This window comes from Blastococcus sp. Marseille-P5729, assembly GCF_900292035.1.
Taxonomy (GTDB): domain Bacteria; phylum Actinomycetota; class Actinomycetes; order Mycobacteriales; family Antricoccaceae; genus Cumulibacter.
Genome location: NZ_OMPO01000003.1, coordinates 381,799 through 406,568, shown reverse-complemented (window position 1 = coordinate 406,568; position 24,770 = coordinate 381,799). Strand labels below are relative to the sequence as shown.

At 68.3% G+C, this 24,770-nt stretch carries 21 protein-coding genes; 14 read left to right on the top strand and 7 right to left on the bottom strand.

The features are described 5' to 3' along the window. The first annotated feature begins 108 nt into the window (after positions 1–108). From acs to DAA40_RS14720, 9 genes are all read left to right on the top strand, one after another. A complete protein-coding gene (gene acs / locus DAA40_RS14760) occupies positions 109–2,076 on the top strand; it encodes an acetate--CoA ligase (protein WP_106850488.1) in 1,968 nt (655 codons plus the stop codon). Positions 2,077–2,214: 138 nt separating this feature from the next. After that, on the top strand, positions 2,215–5,064 hold the full coding sequence (locus tag DAA40_RS14755) for a Na+/H+ antiporter subunit A (RefSeq protein WP_106850487.1): 2,850 nt from the start codon (positions 2,215–2,217) through the stop codon (positions 5,062–5,064). Then, the gene (locus tag DAA40_RS14750; RefSeq protein WP_106850486.1) at positions 5,061–5,600 is read left to right on the top strand and encodes a Na(+)/H(+) antiporter subunit C; all 540 of its coding nucleotides are present in this window, start codon (positions 5,061–5,063) and stop codon (positions 5,598–5,600) included. Before DAA40_RS14755 ends, DAA40_RS14750 begins: the two co-directional genes overlap by 4 nt. Next, positions 5,597–7,210 carry a Na+/H+ antiporter subunit D gene (locus DAA40_RS14745; RefSeq protein WP_106850485.1) on the top strand — a complete coding sequence of 538 codons (1,614 nt, stop codon included), beginning with the start codon at positions 5,597–5,599 and terminating at the stop codon, positions 7,208–7,210. The genes DAA40_RS14750 and DAA40_RS14745 overlap by 4 nt, the downstream gene beginning before the upstream one ends. After that, positions 7,207–7,761 (top strand): Na+/H+ antiporter subunit E, encoded by a 555-nt coding sequence (locus DAA40_RS14740; protein ID WP_106850484.1) that lies wholly within the window; start codon positions 7,207–7,209, stop codon positions 7,759–7,761. Before DAA40_RS14745 ends, DAA40_RS14740 begins: the two co-directional genes overlap by 4 nt. Beyond that, positions 7,758–8,036 carry a monovalent cation/H+ antiporter complex subunit F gene (locus tag DAA40_RS14735; protein WP_106850483.1) on the top strand — a complete coding sequence of 93 codons (279 nt, stop codon included), beginning with the start codon at positions 7,758–7,760 and terminating at the stop codon, positions 8,034–8,036. Before DAA40_RS14740 ends, DAA40_RS14735 begins: the two co-directional genes overlap by 4 nt. After that, positions 8,033–8,407 (top strand): monovalent cation/H(+) antiporter subunit G, encoded by a 375-nt coding sequence (mnhG, locus tag DAA40_RS14730; RefSeq protein ID WP_106850482.1) that lies wholly within the window; start codon positions 8,033–8,035, stop codon positions 8,405–8,407. The genes DAA40_RS14735 and mnhG overlap by 4 nt, the downstream gene beginning before the upstream one ends. A gap of 90 nt (positions 8,408–8,497) precedes the next feature. After that, the gene (locus tag DAA40_RS14725) at positions 8,498–8,965 is read left to right on the top strand and encodes a phage holin family protein (protein WP_106850481.1); all 468 of its coding nucleotides are present in this window, start codon (positions 8,498–8,500) and stop codon (positions 8,963–8,965) included. A gap of 23 nt (positions 8,966–8,988) precedes the next feature. Beyond that, the gene (locus DAA40_RS14720) at positions 8,989–9,924 is read left to right on the top strand and encodes an alpha/beta fold hydrolase (RefSeq protein ID WP_106850480.1); all 936 of its coding nucleotides are present in this window, start codon (positions 8,989–8,991) and stop codon (positions 9,922–9,924) included. A gap of 6 nt (positions 9,925–9,930) precedes the next feature. On the opposite strand, the gene DAA40_RS14715 is transcribed toward DAA40_RS14720, so the two are convergent. The 5 genes from DAA40_RS14715 to nth are packed head-to-tail and all read right to left on the bottom strand — an operon-like array spanning position 9,931 to position 13,623. Further along, the gene (locus DAA40_RS14715) at positions 9,931–11,118 is read right to left on the bottom strand and encodes a MarP family serine protease (protein WP_106850479.1); all 1,188 of its coding nucleotides are present in this window, start codon (positions 11,116–11,118) and stop codon (positions 9,931–9,933) included. Beyond that, positions 11,115–11,519, bottom strand: a complete 405-nt coding sequence (locus tag DAA40_RS14710) for a cupredoxin domain-containing protein (protein ID WP_106850478.1) — start codon at positions 11,517–11,519, stop codon at positions 11,115–11,117. Before DAA40_RS14710 ends, DAA40_RS14715 begins: the two co-directional genes overlap by 4 nt. After that, positions 11,516–12,196: a CoA pyrophosphatase gene (locus DAA40_RS14705; protein ID WP_106850477.1), complete on the bottom strand. Its 681-nt coding sequence runs from the start codon at positions 12,194–12,196 to the stop codon at positions 11,516–11,518. Before DAA40_RS14705 ends, DAA40_RS14710 begins: the two co-directional genes overlap by 4 nt. Further along, the gene (locus DAA40_RS14700; RefSeq protein ID WP_158716464.1) at positions 12,193–12,792 is read right to left on the bottom strand and encodes a TlpA disulfide reductase family protein; all 600 of its coding nucleotides are present in this window, start codon (positions 12,790–12,792) and stop codon (positions 12,193–12,195) included. The genes DAA40_RS14705 and DAA40_RS14700 overlap by 4 nt, the downstream gene beginning before the upstream one ends. A gap of 60 nt (positions 12,793–12,852) precedes the next feature. Beyond that, positions 12,853–13,623 carry an endonuclease III gene (gene nth, locus DAA40_RS14695; protein ID WP_234356401.1) on the bottom strand — a complete coding sequence of 257 codons (771 nt, stop codon included), beginning with the start codon at positions 13,621–13,623 and terminating at the stop codon, positions 12,853–12,855. A gap of 172 nt (positions 13,624–13,795) precedes the next feature. Between nth and DAA40_RS14690 the strand changes: the two genes are divergently transcribed. The 4 genes from DAA40_RS14690 (at position 13,796) to DAA40_RS14675 (ending at position 18,289) form a co-directional block, all read left to right on the top strand. Next, positions 13,796–14,035, top strand: coding sequence for a hypothetical protein (locus tag DAA40_RS14690; protein WP_106850475.1), 240 nt, complete (start codon positions 13,796–13,798; stop codon positions 14,033–14,035). A gap of 44 nt (positions 14,036–14,079) precedes the next feature. Then, positions 14,080–14,754, top strand: coding sequence for a Crp/Fnr family transcriptional regulator (locus tag DAA40_RS14685; RefSeq protein WP_106850474.1), 675 nt, complete (start codon positions 14,080–14,082; stop codon positions 14,752–14,754). A gap of 125 nt (positions 14,755–14,879) precedes the next feature. After that, positions 14,880–15,845: a type IV toxin-antitoxin system AbiEi family antitoxin domain-containing protein gene (locus tag DAA40_RS14680; protein WP_106850473.1), complete on the top strand. Its 966-nt coding sequence runs from the start codon at positions 14,880–14,882 to the stop codon at positions 15,843–15,845. A gap of 104 nt (positions 15,846–15,949) precedes the next feature. Continuing rightward, a complete protein-coding gene (locus tag DAA40_RS14675) occupies positions 15,950–18,289 on the top strand; it encodes an excinuclease ABC subunit UvrA (protein ID WP_106850472.1) in 2,340 nt (779 codons plus the stop codon). 46 nt (positions 18,290–18,335) lie between these two features. Here the strand turns inward: DAA40_RS14675 and trpB are convergent, their stop codons facing one another. Then, a complete protein-coding gene (trpB, locus tag DAA40_RS14670) occupies positions 18,336–19,550 on the bottom strand; it encodes a tryptophan synthase subunit beta (RefSeq protein WP_106850471.1) in 1,215 nt (404 codons plus the stop codon). Positions 19,551–19,615: 65 nt separating this feature from the next. Between trpB and DAA40_RS14665 the strand changes: the two genes are divergently transcribed. Beyond that, the gene (locus DAA40_RS14665; RefSeq protein WP_106850470.1) at positions 19,616–21,073 is read left to right on the top strand and encodes an MBL fold metallo-hydrolase RNA specificity domain-containing protein; all 1,458 of its coding nucleotides are present in this window, start codon (positions 19,616–19,618) and stop codon (positions 21,071–21,073) included. Here DAA40_RS14665 and DAA40_RS14660 read toward each other — a convergent pair whose 3' ends face one another. Then, entirely contained in the window at positions 21,074–24,706 is a 3,633-nt protein-coding gene (locus DAA40_RS14660) for an indolepyruvate ferredoxin oxidoreductase family protein (RefSeq protein ID WP_106850469.1), read from the bottom strand. Between the last annotated feature and the right edge of the window lie 64 nt (positions 24,707–24,770).

The following is a 24,770-nucleotide window of genomic DNA, read 5'->3' as shown; positions in this document are numbered from 1 at the left end:
CCTGACCCCGGGCGATGCCGCCGCGGAATCAGCACAGCACCACTGTCCGTTTTCGGCGTCCGCGCTAGATTGGGGTCTACGTCACGTTTCACAGACCAGGAGGCACGCATGTCGAACGACTCGCCGACCATCGACAACCTGCTGCATGAGACGCGCACCTTTCCGCCGAGCGACGAGTTCGCTGCGCAGGCGAACCTGACGGCCGAGGCGTACGACGAGGCCGCGGCCGACCCGGAGGCGTGGTGGGCGAAGCAGGCCAGGCGGCTGACCTGGGAGAAGGAGCCGACGGAGGTCCTCGACTGGAGCAACCCGCCGTTCGCGAAGTGGTTCGCCGACGGCAAGCTCAACGTCGCCTACAACTGCGTCGACCGGCACGTCGAAGCCGGCAAGGGCGACAAGATCGCGTACTACTTCGAGGGCGAGCCGGGCGACACGCGCGAGATCACCTACGGCGAGCTCAAGGATGAGATCAGCCGCGGCGCCAACGCGCTCACCGAGCTCGGCGTGAAAGCGGGCGACACCGTCGCCATCTACATGCCGATGATCCCCGAGACGATATTCGCGATGTTGTCGTGCGCACGGATCGGCGCCGTCCACACGGTCGTCTTCGGCGGGTTCGCGGCTGACTCGCTCGCCACCCGCATTCTCGACTGTGGTGCAAAGGTGGTCATCACCTCGGACGGCGGCTACCGCCGTGGAAAGCCGGCAGGGCTGAAGGACACCGTCGACAAGGCCGTCGAGAAGTGCCCCGACGTCCACTCGGTGCTCGTCGTCGAGCGCACCAAGCAAGAGACCCCGATGACCGAGGGCCGCGACAAGTGGTGGCACGAGTTCGTCGGCGGCCAGTCCACCGAGCACACCCCCGAAGCCTTCGATGCCGAGCACCCGCTCTACGTCATGTACACCTCCGGCACGACGGGCAAGCCGAAGGGGATCCTGCACACCAGCGGCGGCTACCTGACCGGCTGCGCCTACACGCACTGGGCACTGTTCGACATCAAGCCCGACACCGACGTCTACTGGACCGCCGCCGACGTCGGCTGGGTGACCGGGCACTCCTACATCGTCTACGGGCCGCTGGCGAACGGGACGACGTCCGTGCTCTACGAGGGCACCCCCGACACTCCGCATCAGGGACGCTGGTGGGAGATCATCGACAAGTACAAGGTGTCGATCCTGTACTGCGCCCCCACCGTGATCCGGATGTTCATGAAGTGGGGCGAGGAGATCCCGGCGAAGTACGACCTGAGCTCGCTGCGGCTGATGGGCTCGGTCGGCGAGCCGATCAACCCCGAGGCCTACGTCTGGTACCGCCGGGTCATCGGGCACGACAACGTGCCGGTGATCGACACGTGGTGGCAGACCGAGACTGGATCGATCATGATCAGCCCGCTGCCCGGCGTCACCGCGGCCAAGCCGGGCTCTGCGATGCGCGCGATCCCCGGCATCTCGGCCGACGTCGTCAACGACGCCGGCGAGTCGGTGCCCGACGGGCAGGGTGGCTACCTGGTGCTGACCAAGCCGTGGCCGTCGATGCTGCGGACCATCTGGGGCGACGACGACCGGTATGTCGACACCTACTGGTCGCGCTTCGCAGGTCGCTACTTCGCCGGCGACGGCGCGAAGAAGGACAAGGACGGCGACATCTGGGTCCTCGGCCGGGTGGATGACGTCATGAACGTCTCGGGCCACCGCATGTCGACCACCGAGATCGAGTCCGCGCTGGTCTCGCACCCGAAGGTAGCTGAGGCGGCGGTCGTGGGCGCTCACGATGAGACCACCGGCCAGGCGGTCGTCGCGTTTGTGATCCTGCGCGGCGGCGTCGAGGACTCCGGCGACGAGGTCGTTCAGGAGCTGCGCAACCACGTCTCCACCGAGATCTCGCCGATCGCCAAGCCGCGGCAGATCATGGTCGTCCCCGAGCTGCCCAAGACCCGCTCGGGCAAGATCATGCGCCGGCTGCTGAAGGACGTCGCCGAGCACCGCGAGATCGGCGACGTCACCACGCTGGCCGACACGACCGTCATGGACCAGATCGCCGCCAACCTCTCCGGCCAGCCCGCCAAGGACGCCTGAGCGCCGTCCACCCTCGTGCTGCGGGGCAGTGCAGCACGCTATGACCCGATTAGCCTGCCCCTGCCCCGCAGGTGGTCGCGAGCCGGGGGCGGGCTCGCGCGGTAGAATTTCCCCTCGATTCCATTGCGAGAGGATGCCGTGGCCTACCTGGTGCTGTCGCATTTCCTCGCGGCCAGCATCGGTCCGTTGCTCACCCGGTTTCTCGGGCGTCGCGCCTTTCTGGTGCTCGCGCTCGCGCCCGCCGGCAGTCTGGTCTGGCTGCTGCTGCGGACCACGCAAGTCCGTGACGGCGCCGCGCCCCCGACCGAGCAGTACTCGTGGGTCCCGGCCTTCGGCCTCCAGCTGGACTTCTCACTCAGCAGCCTGCAGTGGATCCTCGCCGTCCTGGTCACCGGCGTCGGCGCGTTGATCCTGCTCTACTGCACCTGGTACTTCCACGAGGACGACCCCGGCCTGTGGCGCTTCGGCGCCGTCTTCACCTACTTCGCCGGCGCGATGCTCGGCCTGGTGCTCAGCGACAACATCGTCCTGCTGTGCATCTTCTGGGAGCTCACCACCGTCTTCTCCTATCTGCTGGTCGGCCACAACCCGGTGCGCTCGGCCAACCGCCGCGCCGCCATGCAGGCGCTGCTGGTGACCACGCTCGGCGGGCTGTCGATGCTCGCCGGGGCGGTGGCGATCGGCGAGACCAGCAGCTACCGCATCAGCGAGATCCTGCAGAGCCCGCCACCGGCGTCCGCGCTGACCACCGTGGCCGTCATGCTGCTGCTGGTCGGCGCGATCACGAAATCCGCCCAGGTGCCCTTCCCCTTCTGGCTGCCGGGCGCGATGGCTGCCCCCACCCCGGTCAGCGCGTACCTGCACGCCGCCGCGATGGTGAAGGCCGGCATCTTCCTGGTCACGTTGTTCGCACCCGTCTTCGCGACGGTGCCGGGGTGGCGGCCGCTGATGATCACGCTCGGCTGCCTCACCATGCTCGTCGGTGGCTGGCGAGCGCTGCAGCAGACCGACATCAAGCTGCTGCTGGCCTTCGGCACCGTTAGCCAGCTCGGCTTCATGATGACGCTAGCGGCGATCGGCACCCAGGCGACCGCGTTGGCCGCGGTCGGCCTGGTGATCGGACACGCGCTGTTCAAGTCCGCGCTCTTCCTCACCGTCGGCGTGATCGACCACAGCACCGGTACCCGTGACCTGCGTCAGCTCTCCGGGCTCGCGCGGCGCATGCCCCTGCTGACTGCCGCGGCCGTCCTCGCCGTGCTGTCAATGGCCGGGCTGCCGCCGATGATGGGCTTCGTCGCCAAGGAGTCGGCGCTCGAGGCGTTGCTGCACGCGGACGTCGTACTCGGCGGCTGGGCGTACGTCGTACTCGCGGCTATCGTGCTCGGCTCGATGCTGACCGTCGCCTACAGCGCCCGCTTCGTGTGGGGTGCCTTCGCGCGCAAGCACGACGTCCCCGACACCGAGCTGCACCGGCCGGGCACCGCCTTCCAGCTCTCCCCCGTCATCCTCGCCCTGTTGAGCCTGGCGGCCGGCCTCTCCGGAGCGTGGCTGACGACGGTGATCGTGCCGTACGCCGAGACCGCCGGCGCCGGCGCGGACACCGGCTATCTCGCGCTGTGGCACGGGTTGAACCTGCCGCTCGCGCTGTCCGCGGTCTCGATCGCCGGCGGCGCGCTGCTGTTCTGGCGCCGGGACGACGTCCGGCGGCTGTACAACCGGATGCCGCATCCACTGGACGCCGAGCGCTCCTACAACTGGGCGATCCGCACCCTCGACCGGACCGCCGTCGAGCTCACCGCCCGCACCCAGCAGGGCTCGCTACCGGTCTATGTCGCGACCATCTTCACCGTCGTGATCCTGCTCCCCGGCGTCGCGGCCGCGACCGCCCTGACAGGCTCGGATCTGCGCGCGTGGGACTCTCCGGTGCAGGTCGGCGCGACCCTCATCATCGCGATCGGCACACTGCTGGCCGCACGCGCCCGCGAGCGGATCCCGGCGGTGCTGTTCGTCTCGGTGACCGGCTACGGCCTCGCGCTGCTGTTCCTGGTCCACGGCGCGCCCGATCTCGCGCTCACCCAGATCGCCGTCGAGACGGTCACGCTCGTCGTGTTCGTGCTCGTGCTGCGCCGGCTCCCGCAGACCTTCCGCACGCCGGTCCGCGTCCTGGACACCCGCCTGCGCGCCGCCATCGCGATCGGCGTCGGGTTGACCGCGACGGCGCTGATCATTAGCTCGACCAACGCCCGGCACGCCACGCCCGACTCGGCCACCTTCGTGGACGCCGCCTACGAGATCGGCAACGGCAAGAACGCCGTCAACGTCACCCTCGTCGACATTCGCGCCTGGGACACCCTCGGCGAGGTCGCCGTGATCCTCGCTGCCGCGACCGGCGTGGCGAGTCTGGTGTTCACCTCGACCCGCCGCGGCCGGATCGAGCGGGTCCGAGACCTCAGCGACGACCAGAGCCACACCGGCGCGGACGACGCCTCGTGGCTGAGCGCCGGGGCCCTGATCGAACGCGCCCGCCGGTCGACGATCCTCGAGGTCTCCACCCGCCTGCTGTTCCACGTCCTGATCGTCACCTCGCTGTTCCTGCTGTTCGCCGGGCACAACCTGCCCGGCGGCGGCTTCGCCGGGGGACTGGTGGCCGGTGTCGCGCTCCTGGTCCGCTACCTGGCGGCCGGGCGGCACGAGCTCGACGAGGCGCTGCCGCTGGACGCCGGGCTGCTGGCCGGCCTGGGACTGCTGATCATCATCGCGACCGGGCTCGCGCCGGTACTCTCCGGCGGTGCCATCCTGCAGTCGGAGATGGTCGAGCTGCACGTGCCGTGGGTGTGGAACGACATCAAGGTCGTCTCACCGGTGTTCTTCGACATCGGCGTGTACCTGATCGTCGTCGGCCTGTTCCTGGACATCGGCCGCAGCCTGGGCAGCGGCGTCGATCGGCAGGCGGCCGAGGACGAGAGCCTCGAGGCGATGCGCGCATGAGCCTGCTGGCCGACCAGACGATCGCCACCGCGCCACCGAGCGTCGCGCTGGTGATCGCCGCGGCGACCCTCATCACCGGCGGCGTCTACCTGATGCTGGCGCGCTCTCTCGTGCGGGTGCTGTTGGGCGTCGTGCTCGCGGGCAACGGCATCGCGGTGCTCTTCCTGATCGCCGGCGGACGAGCCGGGTCCGCTCCGCTGCGCGGCGACACACCGGTGTCCGAGATGGCCGATCCGCTCCCTCAGGCCATGGTCCTGACCGCCATCGTCATCGCGCTCGCCACCGTTGCGTTCGTGCTCGCGCTCGCCTACCGCGACTGGCGGCTCAACGGCACGGACGACGTACAGGACGACATCGAGGATGCCCGGATCCGCCAGTTGGCCGACCGCGACCAGACGTCGTCGACCTACGACGCCGACGACACCTCCATCACCGAGGCCGAGGAGGACCCCGAGGCCATCGCGGACGCCGAGGCCGAGTCGGCGGCGCGGGCCTACGGCATGGCCGACCAGCCGGACGAGGAGGGCCGCCCATGAGCAGCAACCTCCTCGCCCTTCCCGTGCTGGTGCCGTTCATCGGGGCCGGCATCGCGCTGGTGCTCGGCCGCTCGACGCTGATCCAGCGGATCGTCAGCCTGCTGGCGCTGGCCACGAACGTCGTCATCTCCGCCGCGCTGGTGGTGCAGGCAAGCTCGCACGGGATCATCACCCTCTGGGTGGGCAGCTGGCGCGACCCGGTCGGCATCGCGCTGGTGGCCGATCGGCTCGCCGCGCTGATGCTGCTGGTCTCCGCCGTGGTCTCGTTCTTCGTGCTGATCTTCGCGATCAGCCAGGGATGGGCGGACCGCAAGATCGCCTCCAGCCCCATTTCGGTCTTCTTCCCGACCTATCTCGCCCTGAACGCGGGCATCTCGAGCGCGTTCCTCGCGGGCGACCTGTTCAACCTGTTCGTCAGCTTCGAGATTCTGCTGTTCGCCTCGTACGTCCTGATCACCCTCAGCGCGACCGGGAAACGGGTCCGGGCCGGGACGACGTACGTCGTGGTCGCGCTCGTGTCCTCGTTCCTGTTCCTGGTGGCGATCGCGGCGACGTACGCCGCCACGGGCACGGTCAACATGGCGCAGCTCTCGCAGCGGCTGCCGGAGATCCCGAGCGCGGTGTCGCTGTCGATCCAGCTGCTCCTGCTCGTCGTGTTCGGCACGAAGGCAGCGATCTTCCCGCTGCACGCCTGGCTCCCCGACAGCTATCCGACGGCCCCGTCGTCCGTCACTGCGGTCTTCGCCGGCCTGCTGACGAAGGTCGGCGTCTACGCGATCATCCGCATGCAGACGCTGCTGTTCCCCCACTCCAGCCTGGTGGGCCTGCTGACTGCCATCGCGCTGCTCACGATGATCGTGGGGATCTTCGGGGCGCTGGCGCAGTCGGGCATCAAGCGGATGCTGTCGTTCGCGCTGGTCAGCCACATCGGCTACATGATCTGGGGGATCGCTCTCGCGACCGAGAGCGGCTTCAGCGCGGCAATCTTCTACGTCGTCCACCACATCGTGATCCAGGCGGCACTGTTCCTGGTGGTCGGGCTGATCGAGCGCGCCGGCGGCTCCACCTCGCTGTTGCGGCTCGGCGGTCTGGCGGCCGTCTCACCGCTGCTGGGAATCCTGTACTTCGTCCCGGCGCTGAACCTCGGCGGCATCCCACCGTTCTCCGGCTTCCTGGCGAAGGTCGGCCTGATCCGGGCCTCCATCGACCTCGGCACTCCCGCGGCGTACGCACTGATCGCCGGCGGTCTGGTCACCAGCCTGCTGACCCTCTACGCGGTGATGCAGGCGTGGAACCAGGCCTTCTGGCGGACACCGGCCGAGGCGCTGATCGTCAGTGGTGCACGCGCCCCGGACCTCGACCCACAGACCGCCATCCGCAAGCAGGGCTACGAGGTGGACCTCGACCTCGACGCGATCGACGAGGAGACGGTGCCGAGCAAGGCGATGCCGCTGGGCATGGTGCTGTCGGCGTCCGCGCTGATCGTGGTCTCACTCGCGCTGAGCGTCGTTGCAGGACCGCTGGCCGACTACACCAACGACGCCGCCGCCCAGCTGATGCTGCCCTCGGAGTACGCCGGATCGGTGCTGAATGCGCAGGTGCACCGATGACCGCGCCCCGTCACGCACCGCGCCGCCGCGTCCTCGAGAACTTCGACATCCGCGCCTTACTGCTGATCACCCTGCTGTGGGTGATGCTCTGGGGCGAGCTGAGCGTGGGCAATGTCGTGAGCGGTCTGCTCATCGCCCTGCTCGTCACGCTCACGCTGCGGATGCCGCGGATCGACTACGAGGGCCGGGTGCGGCCTCTTCGGCTGATCGGGTTGATCGGCCGGTTCCTGTGGGACCTCACCGTCGCCACCGCGCAGGTGGTCGCGATCGCGCTGCGGCCCGGCCACCCGACCGGGTCGATCATCGAGGTGACCCTGCGCACCGACTCGCCGCTGTACCTGACGATCGTCTCGGCGATGGTGTCGTTGACACCCGGCTCGGTCGTGATGGACACCCGGCGGCACGCCAACGCGATCTACGTCCACGAGATCGCCGCGACCACCCCCGAGGCGATCGAGAGCGCCCGACGATCGACACTCGCCCTGGAGCGCCGGGTCGTGCGCGCGCTCGGGTCACGCGCGGAGATCCAGCTGGTGGAGGAGGGCCGATGACGACCGTCCTGTACGCCGTCGCGCTGGTGCTGCTGCTGGGCGCCGCGCTGATGGTCATCTGGCGGATCGCCGCCGGGCCCACCGACCTCGACCGCACCCTCGCCCTCGACGTCCTCGTGGTGCTCATGGTGTCCGCGATCGCGGTCACCGTCGTGACCACCAACACCCCTCCGGCGATCCCGATCCTGATCGTCGTGAGCATGGCCGGCTTCGTCGGAACGGTGTCGGTGGCCCGATTCATCGCCCGCCCCCAGGACGAGGATGGTGAGCCGTGACCGAGACGCTGGACCTGATCGGCGCGCTGTTCATCGTCGCCGGTGCCCTGCTGGGCGCGATCGGCGCCTTCGCGATGATCCGGTTCCCGGAGATCTACTCGCGCGTACATACCGCCACCAAGCCGCAGACCCTCGGACTGCTGCTGATCCTCATCGGCCTGGCGCTGACGCTGCGCACCTGGGGCGCGGTTGCCGCGCTCGCGATCGTCGCGATCGCCCAGGCGACCACCGCTCCGATCGCCGCGCACCTGCTGACCCGGACGGCGTACCGCACGGGCGTGGCCCGCCCCGAGCACATGTACCACGACGAGCTCGGCCCCCGTTTGGAGGAGGATGAGAGGTCCGCCCGCGACAACAACCAGGCAGAATAGGCACACGCCCCGGCTCGTTTCCCTAGACTGGTCAGCAGAGCGAGCCAGTTGCACCGGCCATCCCAGGCCTTGACCAGCAGGAGATCACCGATGTCGACCCAGCAGCCCCGCCACGCAGCCGACGATCTGGACGTCGCCCACCCGAGTGTCGGCACGCTGGTGAAGGAGGCCTCGACCCACTTCTCCACGCTGCTGCGCTCCGAGCTCGAGCTGGCCAAGACCGAGGTCAAGACCGAGGTGAAGAAGGGCGTCGCGGGCTCGGGCATGCTGGCCGCGGCGGGCGTGATCGCCGCGCTCTCATTCCCGTTCTTCTTCGTGTTCGTCGCCGAGCTGCTCACCGATCCGATCGGGCTGCCGCGCTGGGCGTCCTACCTCATCGTGTTCGCCTTCTTCGTCATCGTGGCCGCCGTCGTCGGCCTGATCGGGCTGAAGAAGGTCAAGAAGGTCCGCGCGCCCGAGCGCACGATCGACTCGATGAAGCGCAACAAGCATCTCGTCGACGCGGTCAAGGGCGATGACGAGGTGCCGGGCAAGCACGCCGCCCTCTCGCGCGCCTGAGTCTCTGCCCACCTCCCCAGCGGATGGCCCTGACCGAGCAGAACGATCTGCTGCTGCCTGGGCCCTGGGCGCACCGTGACATCACCGCCAACGGCGTCCGGCTGCACGTGGCCGAGGCCGGCTCGGGTCCGCTCGTCGTCCTGCTGCACGGCTTCCCGCAGATGTGGTGGGCGTGGCGGCATCAGATCCCCGCGCTCAGCGAGGCCGGGTACCGCGTGGTCGCCGCCGACCTGCGCGGCTTCGGCTCCAGCGACAAGCCACCGCGCCCCTACGACCCGGCCACGACCGCCGGGGACGTCGCGGGGTTGATCCGCGCGCTCGGGCAGTCCGAGGCGTACGTCGTCGGGCAGGACCTCGGCGGCATGATCGGCTGGGCGCTGGCCGCGCTGCACCCGGAGATGGTGCGGGGCCTCGCCGTGCTGGGTGCGGCGCACCCACGCCGGTGGCGTCGCGAGATGGTCTTCGGCGCGCCACAGCGCCGGGGATCGCGCTACATCTTCAGCTACCAGCCGCCCCGGCTCCCGGAGCGCCGGCTCACCAAGGACCACGGCGCGCAGGTACGCACGCTGATGCGCGCCTGGTCGTCCCGGCGCTGGCAAGAGACCGACGACTTCGCCGGCGCGGTCCGCATCTACCGCGACGCGATCTGCGTGCCCCAGGCGTCGTACGGCGCCGCCGAGTACTTCCGGTGGATGGTGCGCTCGCTGATCCGCCCGGACGGCTACTCGTTCGTGCGGACGTTACGACGCCGCCTCGACAGGTCGGTGCTGCAGATCCACGGCACGGATGATCCGTGCGTCCTCCCAGGCACGGCTGACGGCTCAGGAGCCTACGTGCGCGCCGACTACAACTGGCGGCTGCTTGACGACTGCGGACACTTCCCCGCGGAGGAGCACCCGAAGACCGTCAACGACGAGCTGGTGCGTTGGCTGCAGGAGCTCGACAGCCGCGACCAGTAGTCGCCCTCACGGGTAGCAGTCACCGGTGACCACCTTCTGCCGCGCGGACGTCGCTGCGGCAAGCTCCTCGTCGACCGAGTCGATAGCCAGCGCGTAGCCGACGTCCGGCTTGTCGGCGGCCGCCCCGAAGACCACGCCGACGACCTGACCGTCGGTGTCGACGACCGGGCCGCCGGAGTTGCCGGGCACCACCGAGCCGCGCAGCATCAGGACGTCACGGGTCACCGTGTGCTCGCCGCGGAAGCTGGGGCCGGTTACGTCGGCCTCGCCCCGGACCTTCGCTGGCGTGAGCGTGAGGTTCCCTCCGCCGGGATATCCGACGACCACGACGTCCGCACCGGGCTGCTGCCCTGCGGTGTTCAGCGCGAGCGGCGGGACGTCGAGGCCGTCCACGGCGAGGACGGCGAGGTCCAGGCTCTCGTCGGCATAGACGACGGTGGCGTCGTACTGCTCGCCGGCGACCTGCACGGAGAGGGTCTCGGTTCCGGCGACCACGTGCGCGTTCGTGGCCACTCGATCCGGCGCGTAGGCAAAGCCCGACCCGTCGATGATCCGGTTGCACTGCGGCGCGTGCCCGACCACCTTGACCACCGAACCACTGGCCTCCACGACCGCGGGGGCTTCGGCGCTCGCGCCGTCCGGGCTGCCGACCTCCGCGACGTCGGTCTGCTGCAGCGGCCCGACGACGTCCGGCAGCCCCTGGGCGTCGATCGCGCCGTCGATGGCCTCGTACATCGACCGGGCGGCGTCCGGCATCACAGCATCCACCCGCGGCAGGATCGCGGAGTCCTTGATCGCCTGGGCGACGCCGGGGACCCGGGACGCGCCCAGGGGCACGGCCAGCATCCACACCAGCAGCACCGCCACCGCCGTCGAAAGGACGCCGCCCGCGGCCCGGTCCACACCTTGCGCGAACGGGCGGCGCACATGCGACCTCAGCCAGGCGCCGACGAGCATGCCCCCGATGTACCCAGCGTTCGCGACGAGCACGAGCAGTCCGACGACGGTGGCCAGCCGCCACGCGCTATCGTCGATCTGCCGGCCGACGTACGCGACGAGCGGGATCCCGATGAACAGGCCGAGGATCAGCCCGAGCAGGGCGGACGCCGCCTTCAACAGGCCGCTGCGGTAACCGAACGCCGACATCCCCACCACGATCAGCACGATGACGATGTCGACGGCGATGCCGCTCACGGCTCCTCGACCACCAGCATCCCGCGCTGGCCGAGCGACTCATGGAAGGTGCAGAAGAACTGGTACTCGCCGGGGGTGGCGATCGAGAAGCCGATCGACTCCTTCTCCCCCGGATTGATGAACGGGATCTCCTCGACCGGTCCACCGGGCTTGAATGCCAGGCTGTGCGTGTTGGTCTTCGAGGTGTTAGTGAAGTCAATCCGGATCTTGCCGGTCGTGAGCTTGGGGTTCTCCGGCACGAAGCGGTACTCGTCGGTCTCACGCAGGTCGACCACCTGCGTGCCGTCGTCCTCGACGGTCACGTTCGAAGCGGCGCTGCTGGACGTCGACGGGTCGGAATCGCCGTCCGAGCTGCATCCGGCGAGCACCAGCAGCACGGCAGCCGCGCTGAGCCGCTTCATCGATGGAACCTCTCTGGTAGCGGGGTGGTTCGCCGGGTGCCCCAGTCCTGCGCGACCCCGCCGAGCCGCAGCACGCTGTCCAGCACGTTGGCGGTGAATCCCCAGATGAACAGGTCGTCGACGACGAACGCCGGCCCACGGTAGCCCGTGGGCGTGGTGACGGTGTAGCGGAGGTCGGGATCGGCCAGCAACGACAGCGGGACCCTGGTGGCCCGCTCGACCTCGTGCAGGTTGATCTCGCCGAGGGTGTAGTCCTCGGGCGCCGTCGCGAGCACCGGGGCCACCGAGAACTTCGTGACGGGAATGTAGAGGTCGGGCAGCCGCGCGTGGATCGACACGACGTCCGTGTCGAGGCCGACCTCCTCGCGTGCCTCCCGGAGGGCGGCAGCGAACTCGTCGGCGTCCTCGGGGTCGATCGAGCCGCCTGGGAACGAGACCTGCCCGGAGTGGCTGCGCATCTTCGATGCTCGCTCAGTGAGCAGCACGTCGGGCCCATCGCCCTGGTCGGCCAGCAGGATCAGCACCGCTGATCGGCGCACCCCGGTGGCCGGCGGGCGGAATCGGTGGATGTCGTCCGCGGTCGCGTGCTGCGCCTTCTGCACCAGCTGGTGGAGGTAGGCCGGTGGCTCTACGTAGTCGTACTCGGCCGGCTCGGGGAGCCCCGGATCCGAGCTCACACGGTCACCCCGAGGTGATCGGCGACGTCCTGCTTGAGCTCATCCAGGCTCTTGTAGACGCCCACGTGCTTGTAGACGATGACGCCGTCCTCGTCCATGAACAGGGTGCCCGGTAGCCCCTGCAAGCCCTGGTCGGCCATCACCTTCGCCTTGGGATCCAGCACGCTCGGAAAGCTCATCGAGTACTCGACCGCGAAGGCGGTGGACGACGTGCGGTTGTCGCTGCTCGCGACGCCCAGCAGGTCGACCTTGTCGGCGGCGGCGGTGGCGAACTCCTCGAGGATCGGCATCTCCTCGCGGCAGGGCGAGCACCAGGACGCCCAGAGGTTGATCACCGTCGGTCGCGGCGGGCTGCCGCTCATCGTGACCGGCTCCCCCTCAGAACCCAGGCATTCCAGGGAGAGCGCCGGGAGCTTGTCGTCGTCCGGGTCGGTCTGGGGGTCGGTGAACTCGGGACACGCGACGGTGAACTCTGAGACCGGCGCCTTGGCTGCGGTCGAGATGGTGGGTTCGCCGCCGTCGGTGCCGCCGTCCGAGTCGCATCCTGCGAGCACCATCGCGAGCGCTGCCACCAGCACACCGATCCGCCTTCTCACGTCACCCAGGGTAGTCACCTCCTCATCGGCACCGGCCGCGAGCGGGATTGCCGGGCCCGATCAGCGAAAGTCGGCCGCGGTCTTGACGAGCTGCTCGGCGACGGCGGGGTCGGTCGGGCCATCGCCGTACGACGGGCACAGCCGCGCGATCGGGCAGGCGCCGCAGGCCGGCTTGCGGGCGTGGCACACCCGGCGGCCGTGGAAGATCACGCGGTGGCTGAAGATCGTCCATTCCTTCTTCGGGATCATGGCGCCGATCGCGTGCTCGACCTTGACCGGGTCCTCGAGGTCGGTCAGTCGCCAGCGGCGCACGAGTCTGCCGAAGTGCGTGTCGACGGTGATGCCCGGGATGTCGAAGGCATTGCCCAGCACGACGTTGGCCGTCTTGCGCCCCATGCCCGGGAGCTTCACCAGCGCGTCGAGCCGACCCGGCACCTCGCCGCCGTACTGGTCGACCAGCGTCTGTCCCAGGCCCATCAGCGCGGTCGTCTTGTTGCGGTAGAACCCGGTGCTGCGGATCATCTCCTCGAGCTCGGCACGGTCGGCTCCGGCGTACGCCGCGGCGTCCGGATAACGCTCGAACAGCGCCGGGGTGACCATGTTGACGCGCTTGTCGGTGCACTGTGCCGACAGGATCGTGGCCACCGCCAGCTCGAGGGGGGTACGGAAGTCCAACTCGCAGTGGGCGTCGGGGTAGGCCTCAGCGAGCCCACGGTTGATCGCGCGGGCCCGCCGGGTGCGACCGAGCGGAGTTTCCGATGCCCACGAGCTCGCGCTGCGGCGGCGGGGCGCGCGCGGCGCCGGATCTGCGGGAGTGCTGGCGTCATTCACCCCCTCAGCGTAGGCACCCCACCGCACCATCCGCCCACGCCGCGGGGCACGAATTGGGCGCGGTCCTGCTTGGTTCGCCCCCACCGATGCGGCAAGATGAAGAGTAAGTTGTTGAAGATCACTGTGAGGCCCGCCGCCGGGACTCGCAGGCAGCGGGTGCGAAGGAGATGGTGTGGCTGCCCTGCTAGTCGTCCTCTTCCCCTTCGGCCTACTGTTGTTTCTGCTGTTCATGGAGAAGGTGGAAGCACCGCTGCGGCGCTCGAACGATCCCGAGGAGGTCGAGCGCTTCCTTGACCACGCCAAGCAGGAGGATGTCGACAACATCATCGCCGGCGGGCTGCGCAAGGCGATGGAGCGCTGGCGTGGGAGGATCACGCGGCGCAAGACCAGCACAGTCGAGCAGACGGACTGACGACCGCACACCGTGCGAGCAATCGCACCGACACAGGAGGACACGTGGACGAGGTACTTGCCCGGGCAGGGCTGTTCCAGGGCGTTGATGAAGAGGCCCAGGAAGCTCTCGCCCGCTCCTTCGAGTTCCTCGACCTGGCCCGCGGGTCGGTCATCTTCAAGGAAGGCGAGCAGGGTGACAGCCTCTACATCGTGCTCGCCGGCAAGGTGAAGATCGGTCGCAAGTCCGCCGACGGCCGCGAGAACCTGCTGGCCGTCATGGGCCCCTCTGACCAGTTCGGCGAGCTGTCGCTGTTCGATCCCGGCCCGCGCACCTCCACGGCGTCCGCGCTGACCGACGTCCGCGTCGCGCGACTGCCGAAGGCGGCACTCCGCCCGTGGCTCACCGACCGCCCCGATCTCGCCGAGCGGCTGCTGCGCGTCATCGCGCGGCGGCTGCGCCGGACCAACAACATCGTCGCCGATCTGATCTTCACCGACGTCCCCGGTCGCGTCGCCAAGGCACTGCTGAACCTCTCCAAGCAGTTCGGCCAGCAGGAAGGCGACTACCTGCGCGTCACCCACGACCTCACTCAAGAGGAGCTGGCCCAGCTGGTCGGCGCCTCCCGCGAGACGGTCAACAAGGCGCTCGCCGACTTCGCGCACCGCTCGTGGCTGCGCCTCGAGGGCAAGAGCGTGATCATCCTCGACAAGGAGCGCCTGGCCCGCCGCGCCCGCTAGTCCCCCCGTTTTCCTCGGAGGCATTGGCGCCATCACCACCAACGACGGTGGCGTAGGCGCCAATGCCTCTTCTTGTTTCCTGATATCCACAGGATCGAGGACTGTCCCCAACCGAGTTCCATGACGTGGACGGCGTCCTGCCTGGGCCCGAGACTCTGCGAATGCACCCACGACGCGACGTCCCTCCGGGCCTGCTTGATCTCGCCGCCAAACAGCACCGCGTTGTGACAACAGCTCAGATCCGTGCGCATGGGATGACCGCGCGAACGGTTGAACGACTCGTGCGCACCGATGTCTGGCGACGCTTGGACCGTGGGCTGACACTCGTCACGAACAGCCCTCCCACGGCCCGCAACTACCTCTCGGCAGCCGCGCTTCTCCACCCATCCGGACTCGCCAGTGGGCGCACAGCGCTTGCGCTGCACGGCTTCGGCGATCTCGAGCTCCCCATCGAGATGACCGTTCCTGGTGACACTCATCTGACTCATCGCGAGTGGCTGCGAGTACGACGCTTCGATGCCGCCCCCGACAAGGCGGTCGAGATCGGCGGCGCGACGGTGGTCGGGCTGGTCGACGCGCTGATCTCAGCCACCTATTCCATTCCCAAGCAGCGTGCCGCCGATCTCTTTCTGCAGGCCGTGGCGCTCCACAGGTGCACCGTCGGCGAACTCGCGAACGCCGTCCGTCATCGTCGCAACCTTCCTCATCGCGCTCTGTTGCTCGACGTCCTGACCGATGCCGCCGAAGGACTGCACTCGAAGCTGGAGGCCGAGCACGAGCGTCGGGTACGGCGACCCCACGGGCTCCCGAGACCTGTTCTTCAACACCGGTTGCCGACCGGCAGGATCGCCGACGCAGCGTTCCCGGAGTACCGCGTGATCATCGAACTCGACGGACGCAGCCATATCGGTGCGGACGATCGCCGACGGGACAACCGGCACTCGGTGACGGGGTGGGTAACGCTCCGCTTCGGCTGGGCAGAAGTGATCGACGACCCGTGCGGCGTCGCGGCCGAGATCATCCGCGCGCTTGTCGAGGCCGGTTGGAAGGGCAGCCCGGTTCGATGCGGCCGGTGCGCCTCCACAGGCTGAGTAGCAGCTTGCCGCGAGGCATTGGCGCCATGACCACCAACGACGGTGGCGTAGGCGCCAATGCCTCCTTCTGTATTCGCGGTGGGGGTCAGTACTCTGCATCCATGACGCACGCGGCAGATGGTCATGACCAGATCAGGGTGCGCGGCGCGCGCGCCAACAACCTCCGAGGGGTGGACGTCGACATCCCCAAGCGGCGGATGACCGTCTTCACAGGAGTCTCGGGCTCTGGCAAGTCATCGTTGGTCTTCAGCACGATCGCCGCCGAGTCTCGCCGGATGATCGACGAGACCTACTCCGCGTTCGTCCAGGGCTTCATGCCGAAGCAGGCTCGTCCGGACGTGGACCGCCTGGAGAACCTCAGCCCCGCGATCATCATCGACCAGGAGGCGATGGGCACCAGCAGCCGGTCGACCGTGGGCACCGCTACCGACGCACAGACCCTGCTGCGGATGCTGTTCAGCCGGCTGTCCGAGCCGTACGTCGGCGGCCCGTCCGCATTCTCGTTCAACCGCGCCAGCCTCAGCGGCAGCGGGGTTGTCAAGCTGCAGGACGGCAGCCGCGAGCACCGCACCTTCGAGGTGCTGGGAGGCCAGTGCCCCACCTGTGAGGGAACCGGCAAGGTCTCCACGCTGGACCTCGACCAGATCGTCGACCGCGAGAAGTCCCTCGAAGACGGGGCAATCCTCGCGCCAGGCTTCGGGCCGGGCACCTGGGGCTGGCGGATGTACGCCGAGTCGGAGCAGATCGACCCGGCCAAGAAGCTCAGCAAGTACACCAAGACCGAGTGGCACTGGCTCGTCCATCAAGAGGCCACCAAGGTCAAGATCGCCGGGATCAACATGACCTACGAGGGCCTCATCCCGAGGATCGAGCGCACCTTCCTGAGCAAGGAGCGCCCGCCGAAGCAGGCCCACATCAAGGCGTATGTCGAGAAGATCGCCACCTTCGGTACCTGCCCGGACTGCGACGGCACCCGGCTGACCGAGGCGCCGCGCACCGCGAAGGTCGGTGGCATCACGATCGCGGACGCCGCGACGATGCAGATCAGCGACCTGGTCGAGTGGTTAGGTGCGCTCAAGGCGCCCGGCTGCGAGAGCATCGTCTCCGGCCTGCAGGAGCTGCTCGGCGGCATGGTCGAGATCGGGCTGGGCTACCTCAGCCTCGATCGCGAGTCCGGCACGCTGTCCGGCGGCGAGGCCCAGCGCGTCAAGATGGTGCGCCACCTCGGATCCGCGCTCACCGACATCACCTATGTCTTCGACGAGCCTACGATCGGCCTGCATCCGCACGACATCACGAACATGATCGGGTTGCTCGAACGCCTGCGGGACAAGGGAAACACCATCCTGGTCGTCGAGCACAAGCCCGAGGTGATCGAGCACGCCGACCACGTCGTCGACCTCGGCCCGGGGGCCGGCTCGCACGGCGGCCAGATCACCTACTCCGGAACGCTGGCCGGCCTGCGCAAGAGCAAGACGATCACCGCTGACTACCTGACCCGCGACGTGACACTCAAGCAGCAGACGCGGACGGCGTCCGACCAGCTGCAGATCAAGAACGCCACAACCAACAACCTTAAGAAGGTGTCGGTCGACATCCCGCTCGGCGTCCTGACTGTCATCACCGGGGTGGCCGGATCCGGCAAGTCCTCGCTGATCCACGGCAACCTGCCGCGCACCGAGAAGGTGTCCTTCGTCGATCAGTCCCCGATCAGAGGATCCCGTCGCTCGAATCCCGCTACCTACACCGGTGTACTCGACCACATCCGCACCGCGTTCGCCAAGGCGAACGGGGTGAAGGCGTCGCTGTTCAGCGCGAACTCTGACGGCGCTTGTCCGGAATGCAAAGGCATCGGGATCGTATACACCGAACCCGTGCTGCCGGGCGACACCGGCCGCACCTGCGAGGTCTGCGAAGGACGCCGGTTCAACGACGATGTCCTGGAATACACACTGCACGACAAGACCATCGTCGACGTACTCGACATGAGCATCGCGGACGCCGCAGCGCTGTTCACCGCGAAGGCGGTCGCGACGATGCTCGGGCGTCTGAACGACGTGGGCCTGGGCTACCTGAAGCTCGGCCAACCGCTCAGCACGTTGTCCGGCGGTGAGCGTCAGCGGCTCAAGCTGGCGATCGCGATGGCCGAGCCGGCGTCGATCTTCGTCCTCGACGAGCCGACGAGCGGTCTGCACATGGCCGATGTCGACCGGATCCTCGGTCTGCTCGACAAGCTGGTGGACGACGGCGGGTCGGTGATCGTCATCGAGCACAACCTCGCAGTCATGGCGCATGCCGACTGGATCATCGACATCGGCCCGGGCGCCGGCAGCGACGGCGGCAAGGTGGTCTTCGAGGGGACGCCGTCCGAGCTGGCCGGGCTGAAGGGCAGGAAGCAGACGATCACCGGGAAGGCGCTCGCGGATCACGTGAACACCTGATCATCGGCACCCGGCCGATGAGGTCGCGCCCGCACGCGCCCACGGCTCAGGCAGGCTCGGGCTCCTCGATGCCGAGTCGCTCGGCGATGTAGTCGATGTCCTTGTCGCCGCGGCCGGACAGATTCACGATGATGATCTCGTCGTTGCCCATCGTCGGCGCCACCTTGACCGCGTGCGCGATCGCGTGCGAGCTCTCCAGTGCGGGGATGATGCCCTCGGTGCGGCACAACGTCCTGAACGCCTCGACCGTCTCGTGGTCACTGGCGGTCACGTACTCCACCCGGCCGACGTCCTTGAGATGGGCGTGTTGTGGGCCGACGCCTGGGTAATCGAGGCCCGAGGCGATCGAGTGCACCGGCGCGGGCTCCCCCGCGTCGTCCTGCAGCAACAGGGTCTTCATCCCGTGCAGCATCCCGTCGGAGCCGAGGGTCATCGTCGCAGCATGATCGCCGGTGACGGTGATGTCCTTGCCCGAGGGCTCGACGCCGTACATCTTCACCGACTCGTCCTGGAGGAAGGCGGTGAACAGCCCCATTGCGTTCGATCCGCCACCGACGCAGGCAATGAGCGCGTCCGGTAGTCGGCCCTCCTTCTCCTGGATCTGCGTGCGCGCCTCACTGCCCACGATGGACTGGAAGTCGCGCACCATCGACGGGTACGGGTGGGGGCCGACGACCGACCCGATCGCGAAGAAGGTGTCGGCGTAGTCAGCGGCGAACACGCCGAAGGCCGAGTCGACGGCGTCCTTCAGGCAACGCCCTCCGCTCTCGACCGAGACCACCTTGGCGCCGAGCAGTTCCATCCGGACGACGTTCGGATGCTGTTTCGCGACATCGATCGCGCCCATGTGGATCTCGCACTCGAGTCCGAGGATCGCGGCGGCCGTCGCGAGCGCGACGCCGTGCTGACCTGCGCCGGTCTCGGCGAGCAGCCGCTTCTTGCCCATTCGCTTGGCGAGCAGCCCCTCGCCGAGACAGTGGTTGATCTTGTGCGCGCCGGTGTGGTTGAGGTCCTCGCGCTTCAGGTAGATCTTCGCGCCGCCGAGCTCAGCGGTGAGCCGATGGGCCAGGAAAAGCGGAGAGGGTCGACCGACGTAGTCGGCGAGCAGTGCGTTGTACTCCGCCATGAACTGCGGGTCCTGGCGGGCCTCCGCGTACGCTGCCGCGACCTCGGCGATCGGCTCCTCGAGATGAGGGGGCAGGAAGTGTCCGCCGTATGCGCCGAAGAAGCCGTCCGGGTCAGCGTCGATGAGCGAGGTCATGAGGGGATGGTAGCGCGCTTGCCATCCAGGCCCCGACGCGTTCGGCCGCATGCGAAGGTTGAGCCATGACCATACCGATGACTCTGCAGTTCCTCGGCGCCTCCGGCACCGTGACGGGCTCGAAGTACCTCATCTCCATCGGCGATCGACGGGTGTTGGTCGATGCGGGCCTGTTCCAGGGTGAGAAGGCGTGGCGGGAGAAGAACTGGGAGCAGTTCCCGGTGAATCCCGCGGACCTCAGCGACGTGCTGCTGACGCACGCGCACGCCGACCACTCGACCTACCTGCCGGTGCTCATCAGGCACGGCTACGCGGGGAAGATCTGGATGACCCGTGGCACGGCCGAGCTGGCCGCGATCGTGCTGCGTGACGCGGGCAAGATCCAGGAGTCCGAAGCGCAGCAGGCGGCCGAGGGTGGCTACTCCAAGCACAACCCACCACTGCCCCTCTACACGCAGGCCGACGCCGAGGCCACGATCAAGCAGTTCACGATCGTCGAGTTCGATCAGGACGTCGATCTCGGCGGCGGCCTGAAGGCTCGCTGGACGCGAGCGGGACACATCCTCGGTTCGGCGAGCATCAACCTGTGGCACGGTGACTCGGAGGTCCTGGTCTCCGGCGACCTCGGCCGGCACGACCACCCGATCCTGAAGTCCCGCGGCACCCCGCCCGGAGCGCGTTATGTGCTGTGCGAATCGACGTACGGCGACCGTGAGCATCCCGAACCTGAGGGTGAGGAGCATGAGGTCTTCGCCGACGCCATCCGCCGTACCGTCGAGCGGGGTGGGCAGGTCGTCGTCCCGGCGTTCGCGATCGACCGCACCGAGACGGTGCTGCGCGCCCTGACCCAGATGATCCGCGACGAGCGCATCCCGGACATCCCCGTGTTCGTCGACTCGCCCATGGGGCTCGCAGCGTTGGAGGTTTACTCGAACACCTCGCTCGGCGAGCTGCGCGACGACATCGACGTCTCCGACTTCCGCGGCATCCCGCGGCTGAAGGTGCTGAGGTCGGCCGGCGAGTCCAAGCAGCTCAACCGGTTCCGCAAGCCGTGCGTCATCGTCTCCAGCTCGGGCATGGCCGAGGGTGGGCGCGTGCTGCATCACCTCGCCCGGCTGCTGCCCGACGAGCGCAACACCGTGGTGCTGACCGGCTTCCAGGCCGAGGGCACCCGCGGGCGGCAGCTCGAGGACGGAGAGCCGGAGGTCAAGATCAACGGCCGGTACGTCGACGTCCGTGCCGAGATCGTGCGCGAGCGTGAGTTCTCGGTGCACGGTGATGCTGGCGACCTGCTGGACTGGGTTGCCGCGCTCGACCCCCGGCCCGAGCAGCTGTTCGTCGTACACGGTGAGCCGGACGTCGCGCAGATCTTTGCCGACCGGGTCCGCGCTGATCTCGGGATCCCCGCTGTGGTAGCGAAGTACAACGAGGTTGTGTCACTCTCGCCGAGCGGTTACCGGGTCATCGCGGAAGGCGATGAGCTCGACTTCGACGGCATCACCGAAGCCCGCGACTCCGAGTAGTCACCCCGATTTTGGAACGAAGCGATCACTCAGTGAGCGTTTCGTTCCAGAGTCGGGTGGATCGGTGCGGGCGTAGTTGGTCTTGAGCGTGGCGAGCCGGTCGCGGTAGGCCTCGACGTTGCGGAGCTTGATGTCTTCGTAGCCGCGAATCATGTCCGGGAGATTGGCGATCTCGACCGCGACCGGCAGGTTCGCCCGGGTCAGCGACTCGAGTAGCGCGATGATCTCGCGGCGGTACTTGTCGATCAGCTCACGCTCGACACGGCGTACCTCTGCCTTTCCGAAGGGATCCAGTGCCGTGCCACGCAGCCGGCGCATCCGGTAGAGGGCCTTGAACGAGGCCTCGCCCACGGCCTGCGGCAGCGCGATCTTCGAGGACATCCCGAGCGCGCGCAGCATGGGCGGGTGCAGCTTGAACGAGTAGCTGGCATCCTCGCCGAAGGTCGCCTTGATATCGGCGCGCAGCTTGGGATCCAGCGAGAGCCGGGCAACCTCGTACTCGTCCTTGTAGGCCATCAGCTTGAACAGATGCTTGGCAACTGCTTCGGCCAACGCTGTCGAGTCGGGCGCCACGGTCTGCTCGCGTGCCCGCACCTTCTCGACGAGGTCGACGTACCGCTCAGCGTAGCGGCGGTTCTGGTACGCGGCCAGCTCGCCAGCACGGAGCGTCACGAGTCGCCGTAGCTCGCTGTCCGGGCCCCGCAGTCCGCGAGCGAGAGCCACGCCCATGTTGGACGGCGCGAGCGCTGCATCGCTTTCACGAAGGTGATCCAGGCGGAGAGCATCGACCGCGGCATTCACCGAGGCCCGGTCGGCGACCAGCTGTCGTCCCCGGCGGAAGGCCTGAATGTTGTGATCCACGCGCACGCCGTTGAGCGTGATGGCCTCCTCGATCGCGTCCGCCGGTATCGGGAGGGCACCAGCCTGGTGCGCGACGCCGACGAGGAAGACGTTGGCGTACTGATCGTCACCGAACAGCCCAAGCGTGGCGAGCCGGGCGTCGACGACGGTGTTGTGCTCCGCGCGGGTCGCGTCGTTGATCCGGCCGACGGTCGCGTCGTCCGGCGGGAACAGGACGTCGGTGTGCGTGACCATCGCGCCGGTCGGTGTATGGGCCTTGTTGATCACGGCGACCGTCCGCTGGCTGCTGGTCACGGCCAGGTTCGCGTCGGTGGAGCCGACGAGCAGATCGCACACCAGGAACAGGTCGCAGTCCCCTGCGGAGATCTTGTTCGCGGCCTCGATGGGCCGGGCGCCGATCTTGATGTCGGAGACGACCGCGCCGCCCTTCTGCGCCAGCCCCAGCTGATCGAGCGTGCGCACATACCGGCCCGCGATGATCCCGGCCTGCGCCACGATCGCCGATACCGTGACGATCCCAGTGCCGCCGATCCCAGTGAACCGGATACTGAACTCCTCCTCCGGGACCTTGATCTCGGGGTCCGGAAGGATCGATGAGTCGATCGGCGGAGCGACCTTCCCGGTAGGCTGCTTCGCCTTGACGCCCGGAATCACGGTGAGGAAGGAGGGGCAGTCACCGTCGAGGCAGGAGTAGTCCTTGTTGCAGGACGGCTGGTGGATCTTGGTCTTGCGGCCGAACTCGGTCTCGACCGGCTGCACCGACAGGCAGTTGGACTTCTCACCGCAGTCGCCGCATCCTTCGCAGACCCGCTGGTTGATGAACACCCGCGTCTCGGGCTCCTGGACGAGGCCACGCTTGCGCTTGCGGCGCAGCTCGGTCGCGCATTCCTGGTCGTGGATCAGGACGGTCACGCCCTTGACCGCGGCGAGCTCCTCCTGCGTCTCGAGCAGCCGGTCGCGGTGACGGAGCTCTACGCCCTTTGGCAGCCGCACCCCGTCGTACCGCTCGGGCTCCTCCGTGGTGACGACGACCCTCTTCACACCTTCCGAGAGGAGGTTGGCGGCCAGATCGGGGACGCTCATGCCACCGACGGTCTCCTGCCCGCCGGTCATCGCGACGGCGGAGTTGTAGAGGATCTTGTAGGTCACGTTGACGCCTGCGGCGACGGCGAAGCGCAACGCCAGGGACCCGGAGTGGTGGAATGTCCCGTCGCCGATGTTCTGGAACAGGTGCTTGTCGGCCACGAACGGCTCGATCCCGACCCAGGGCGCACCCTCGCCACCCATCTGGCAGGTGCCGAGAATGTCCCCGACGCGGTCCTCGTCGAGGAACATCGTCATCGCGTGGCAGCCGATTCCCGCGCCCACCGTCGATCCGGCCGGCACGACGGTCGATCGGTTGTGCGGGCAACCGGAGCAGAAGTACGGAGTGCGAGTCACGAGCGGCAGCTGCCGGCGTGCGGCCGGAGCCGCCACCGCAGGCGAGAGACGGGCAGCGAGCCACGCATCGACCGAGGGGATGCTCGTGCGCTTGGAGAACCGGCGTGCTAGCACCTCCGTGATCAGGTCGGCGCCCAGCTCGTGGTGGGCGCGCAGCAGTGGTTGACGGTTCTCATCGGTCTTGCCGACCACGACAGGGGCTGACTCGGTGTTGAACAGCAGATCCTTCAGCTGCCGCTCGATCAGCGGACGTTTCTCCTCGACGACGATGATCTCGTCGAGACCGCGCGCGAAGTCGTCGATCTCCTCGGGAACCAGCGGCGCGACCATCCCGAGCTTGAGGACGCCGATGCCGTGCCGGCCCAGCTCCTCCTCGCCGAGGCCCAGGTTGCCCAGTGCCTCCATCACGTCGAGATACGCGATCCCGGCGGTGACGATCCCGATCTTGGCCCCGGCCGCGCCACTGCGACGGTTCAGTCCATTGGCCGCGCAGTACCGCCGGGCCAGCTCGAGCCGCTCGACCATCATGGTCTGCTCCAGCTGGTTGACGTGCGGCGGCAGCATGCGCATCGTCGGCTCGTGGGTGAATGGGACGCCGTCGATGGAGTCGTCCGGCAGCACCACCTTCACCCGGTCCGGACCGACGACGGCGGAGGCGGAACCGTCGGCGACGTTGGTGGCGATCTTCATGCCGGTCCACAGGCCGCAGAAGCGTGACATCGCAACGCCGTGCAGTCCCAGATCCAGGATGTCCTGCGGGTCGGACGGCGCCAGCACCGTCATTCCCATCTCGGCCATGGCGGTCTCCGACGACGACGGCACCGTGGAGCTCTTCGCGATCGCGTCGTCACCGACGAGGGCGAGGACGCCGCCGCACGGGTGCGTGCCACCGAGGACGCCGTGCCGAATGGCGTCGGTGGCGCGGTCCAGGCCTGGCGCCTTGCCGTACCAGATGCCGACGACGCCTTCTTTGGTCGCCGTCTGCAGGGTGGGCGCCATCTGGCTGCCCCACACGGCGTTCGCCGCGAGCTCCTCGTTCAGACCAGGCTGGTGGACGACGGAGTGCTCGTCGAGCAGCTTCTTGCGGCGGATCAGCTCGAGGTCGTAGCCCGCCAGCGGGGAGCCCTCGTAGCCGCTGATGAACACGGCGGTGTCGAGTCCGGCACGGTCGTCGGACCGGCGGATGTCGATCGGGAGCCGCACGAGCGCCTGCACGCCCGAGAGATAGATTCGCCCGTCCTCGACGTGGTACCGATCCTCCAGGCTTCGCGGGCTGGAGTCGGCGCTCAGGTCTCGGTTTGCTTCGACGCTGTGGTGGGCCTGCTGGGTCATGCTCGTCCTCCGGGTGCGGCTCGCGGTTCACGCGGGCGGTGCGGTGATCACCCGGAGACCGCTG